General features: G+C 38.8%; 6 protein-coding genes. 5 read left to right on the forward strand and 1 reads right to left on the reverse strand.

Going from position 1 to position 4,213, the window contains the following annotated elements:
- On the reverse strand, positions 1-720 hold a 720-nt coding region (locus KKC46_09055), incomplete at its 3' end, for a transposase (protein ID MBU1053963.1).
- 433 nt (positions 721-1,153) lie between these two features.
- Here KKC46_09055 and KKC46_09060 point away from each other — a divergent pair.
- From KKC46_09060 to KKC46_09080, 5 genes are all read left to right on the forward strand, one after another.
- Positions 1,154-1,327 carry a hypothetical protein gene (locus tag KKC46_09060; protein ID MBU1053964.1) on the forward strand — a complete coding sequence of 58 codons (174 nt, stop codon included), beginning with the start codon at positions 1,154-1,156 and terminating at the stop codon, positions 1,325-1,327.
- A gap of 149 nt (positions 1,328-1,476) precedes the next feature.
- Positions 1,477-2,109, forward strand: coding sequence for a hypothetical protein (locus KKC46_09065; protein MBU1053965.1), 633 nt, complete (start codon positions 1,477-1,479; stop codon positions 2,107-2,109).
- A 102-nt stretch (positions 2,110-2,211) separates the two neighbouring features.
- Complete coding sequence (locus KKC46_09070; protein ID MBU1053966.1) at positions 2,212-2,682, forward strand: hypothetical protein; 471 nt, start codon at positions 2,212-2,214, stop codon at positions 2,680-2,682.
- A 206-nt stretch (positions 2,683-2,888) separates the two neighbouring features.
- Positions 2,889-3,512 carry a hypothetical protein gene (locus tag KKC46_09075; GenBank protein ID MBU1053967.1) on the forward strand — a complete coding sequence of 208 codons (624 nt, stop codon included), beginning with the start codon at positions 2,889-2,891 and terminating at the stop codon, positions 3,510-3,512.
- A 412-nt stretch (positions 3,513-3,924) separates the two neighbouring features.
- A partial coding sequence (locus KKC46_09080; protein MBU1053968.1) for a transposase occupies positions 3,925-4,213 on the forward strand: 289 nt, incomplete at its 3' end.

Genomic DNA, 4,213 nt, shown 5'->3' on the forward strand with positions numbered 1-4,213 from the left:
AGCAAATCTCTTTATGTCTCCAACCTCAAGCATGACCGTCAACCCCAGGATAATCCCAATACCAGGCAAAGTAAGAAGAAGTTTAAATTCCGGCTTGATCTTCACATGGGATGTTACCGCCTTCTCAATCTCCTTAATCCTAGTGCTTAAAAAATTTATTACGGATATATGGTTTTTTGCCGTCAAGATTAAGAAAGGATCGCTAAACAATTCTTCAGCACTCTGCTCATTAAGTCTTTTGATTTTCACTCCCGACATCTTTGTGCCAAGATTTCTCGTAATCGCGCTCTGGAGGCTTAAAATATGAGATGTCCTGTGTCGGACAAACAAGAGTCTTCTTCTCAGTGTATCTCTCACATGCCGTTCTTCTTTTGGATATATATATCCTGTTGGCAGTATATTTAATCTTTTCATATGAGCCAGCCAGAATGAATCCCATTTGTCGTCTGTGTGTTTTAGACCTTCATATTGCTTTATTGCTGAAGGATTCGCCAGAGATACTTTATATCCTTGTTGCTCCAGACCGTCTACTATCCAATACCAGTTGTAGGTCGATTCAACAACAACGCCTTCTAAAGATTCCTTAAACGGCTCCAAAGCCTGCAAGACAGCCCCCAATTCATTCGGTAACCTCTTCTGAAATAATCTTTGATCCTGTTCATTGATAATACCGATAAAATTATTGCTTGAATGTAAATCGATTCCTGCGTATGCTTTCATAAGACACTTCCGAAATCCAAAAAGTTAATAATATCTCGTTACGCTTATGCGAACTGGTTCCATAGTTTAACACCTATGGATAAGGAGGTGTCTTAATATTTTTAAATCTTGTGTATGAACTTAACCCTTTATATGATTATCAAGTCCGCTTTTGGCTCTTGTGTTTCGTTTTATTTTATAATAATTAAAAAAATATGCGTCGATTTGTCTCTTCAGAGGGTTTCCGGCGGAATAACATGAAACAAATAGGCAGGTAATTTAGCATTGAAAAAACAGTTTTATAAGCAGTATTCTTGAACGGGTTCAAAAGCAGTTCAGACTGATAAATCATTAAGGAAACGTCGTATAAATGAACTTATTAATTTGTCTAATAAGAGCCAAAAGCGGACTTGACCCCTATTTTTTCTTCTATTTTTTCTTTTCGGATTTTATTATGAATGACGACCGCACCAGTCCGGCGTTTGACGCTATTTTTGCCTTGAACATGTTAGTAAATACTCCCGGTGGCGACACATTTACCGAGTCGGAAGTCAAATCATGGATGAAAGCAGCAGGCATGCCATTTGTTGAGAGAAACGGCGGCGTCATGATCGGGAAAAAAGATTAGAAAATATCTCCCACAGCCAGGCCCAACGCCCGAACTTTTTGAGAAATTATGAAATAATCACAAACCCTGCCTAATTCAGCGGTCCTAAAAGGCCGGATCACTGATTAGGGGCGTTCGGCTACTAAAAGCAAATTAGGAGGGAACTCATCATGTGGATGAAAAACATCTTATTAATTGCGTTTTCTTTATTGTTGTTATGCTTTGTAAATTCTTGTGCTACTGGCCCAAAGATAACAGAACTCTGCTTTCTGCCCAATGTGGAAATCCCTGTTGTTGGCTTGCCGTTAACATGGGAATTTAGGGGCGGGACTATGTATGTTATGTCAAAGGAACAAATAACAATTAAGCTCATTGAAGATCGAAATGTAAAATATTATTCTGGAATACATAAAGGCTGGAATGATAGTAAATATCTAAACGAAATCGAAGGCCCCTTAGAGATATTAATATCTTATGCCGGAGGGTCATGGGCAAAGTCGGAAATGAACGAGAAATCAAAAATTATAATACACAATGGAAGAATAGGAGTAGTCGGAACTATAAATCTCAGAAAATCCCAGAGTTACTACAAGGGAGAGAATCTTAGTATAAATAATGCGATGTTAATCCATAAAACACTGCATGATTTTAATAAACAGTGTCTTGAGCAAATAAGTTGGCACTATGAAATAGACAGGGTTAATGATTATTATATTGTTAAGGCTCCTGTTAAAGCTGAACAAATGGCAGAAATTTATATATGCAACACCGACCTGGTTTTTTGCAGTAAAATCGTAAAATAGGATTATGCCGAAATACAACATTTGAAGGCAGCGGGTGAATTGAATAATCGTGATTAAGGGGTATAAACAGATGGCTTAAGAAAGGGTATGCGGAGGCTTATTGTGAAAACGTTGGCAACAATAATTACGCCGGTTCTTGTTTTGTGTATAGTATTTATAGCTGGTTGTTCTGCATCAGTGTTTATACCAAAACATCTTAGCAATATCCCGCAGAACGAATTAGCAAGGGTAGAAGGTACAGGTAGTTTTAAGGAGTTTAGACGTATATTATCAATTGACGGGATAGTAACTCCCTTTGGCCCGGCTGTTTACGTAAGTCCAGGTGAACATGAAGTCGATTACTTTTACCAAAGTTATACACCTCGACCACAAAATAGAGTCGGCAAGTGTAAACTTGTATTTGAAGCGGGCCAGAAGTACGATGTGATAAGGTTAATGTCTATGCTTAAAGATGCAGGCTGTCATACGGTTATCCGACATTCTTCAATGTACCCTATAACTGCCATATCTCAAAGTAATAAAAGAGATCGCTGTCAAAGAGATCTGAAAGATCTGTGTCAAATCCTTGATTAGTGATTAAGAAGCGCAAACGAAAGCTGTTGGAGATTTCTTCTTTAACCGCTTTAAAAGTGCTATCGGGGTCTGCTATCGGGGTCATGAAATATGAACTAACTTGACAAATTTTGAGACCTGACCCATCGTCCTTGTTTGACCCCAGGCTTCGAAAAAGTTAGGCGGATATATTCTTCAGTAAAAACCACATATTAAGGAGAGTAAGATTGAAAAAGCTAATGTTCCCTCTGAGTTGCAGTAAAACCGTCGGATTTTCAATTAAATTGTTTTTGGGATTAACAATCGTAATCTGCACACTGACTTTTCTTACCGGCTGTGCTGGGATGCTGGCTGACTCAATGGCTAAATCCTGGGTAACTGGCGAAACTTATGGCAAGATGGCAACAACACTGGCGCCGCCAGCAGATGGTAACGGCAGACTGTTTATCTACCGAACAAACACATCTACGAAGAGATCGGTTCAATTTGGAATTGGTATAGTAAAAAACGCGACCCTATGTACTGTTGATGACACGGCTTATGAAATTGTCTGGGAAGTATTCAGGTATTTCGATTTGCCAGAAGGTCAGCATGAAGTTACTTGCGGCCAAGATATCTTGAAGAAGCAATCTTGGAGCGGCAAACGTTCTTTCCAAAGGGGGGCAAACAAAATTCAGATTCAGGTTTCAAACGCTGTTGACACTTTTATAAAAGTTGATTCAACCAATGAAGAGCCATTTTTCCGTTTAGCAATTGTCGATAATGAGCAAGCCCGAAAGGAGATCTTTGAGTTATCGTACCAAAAAAAAGATGGACATACCTTTCACGGTGGAAAAATAGCCGAAGAATGAGAGCAAACATAGGGGGCAGTTCTCAATATTTGATATCTCCCTTGCAACGTCAAGCGGGCAAAAAACGGTCATCTATTCCAGGGCTGCTACAAATCGATTCCGAGCGAAAAGTATGAATCCCAAGAGAACTATGAGGCGTGGGGTCAAATCTGCTCTTGACTCATCTTGATTAAAATAGGTCGCTGATGCCACTTTCTTTGTTGAAAGAAAGTGGCTGTTCAACCGGATCGTCCAACTATTCAGTTTCTGCCGATAAAGACGGCAGAACTGGTTATAAGATAAAAGGGACAGGCGAATTATGCTTGACACTACAGCTTCTATTTTATATTAAAGGCCAATTTAAAATGTGAGGAATTCATATGCTGAGAATTGCAAGGATGATCGTTCCTGATCAAAAACCGTATATCATGTTATGTCCAGAACCGCTTTAGATGGGTATCCTTTTAATGATATTGAAAAAGACAAGCTGGTTGATATTATCAAGCGATTGAGCAAAATCTATTTTGCCGATATTCTGGGATATTGCATCATGGGCAATCATTTCCATTTATTGGTTAGAATGCATCCTGAAACATATCTTAATGATGAAGAAGTTAAAAAACGTTACATTCTTTATTACGGCAATGATAATAATTTTTCACCAGATCATATTCCCCACTACAGATCCAAATGGTCAAGCCTTTCAGAGTTTATGCGTGAGA

This window comes from Pseudomonadota bacterium (assembly GCA_018817425.1).
Lineage (GTDB): Bacteria > Desulfobacterota > Desulfobacteria > Desulfobacterales > RPRI01 > RPRI01.

Excerpts from the sequence above, each read along its gene's own strand:
- KKC46_09060 (MBU1053964.1), top strand. The coding sequence starts at position 1,154 with ATGAATGACGACCGCACCAGTCCGGCGTTTGACGCTATTTTTGCCTTG.
- KKC46_09065 (MBU1053965.1), top strand. The coding sequence starts at position 1,477 with ATGTGGATGAAAAACATCTTATTAATTGCGTTTTCTTTATTGTTGTTA.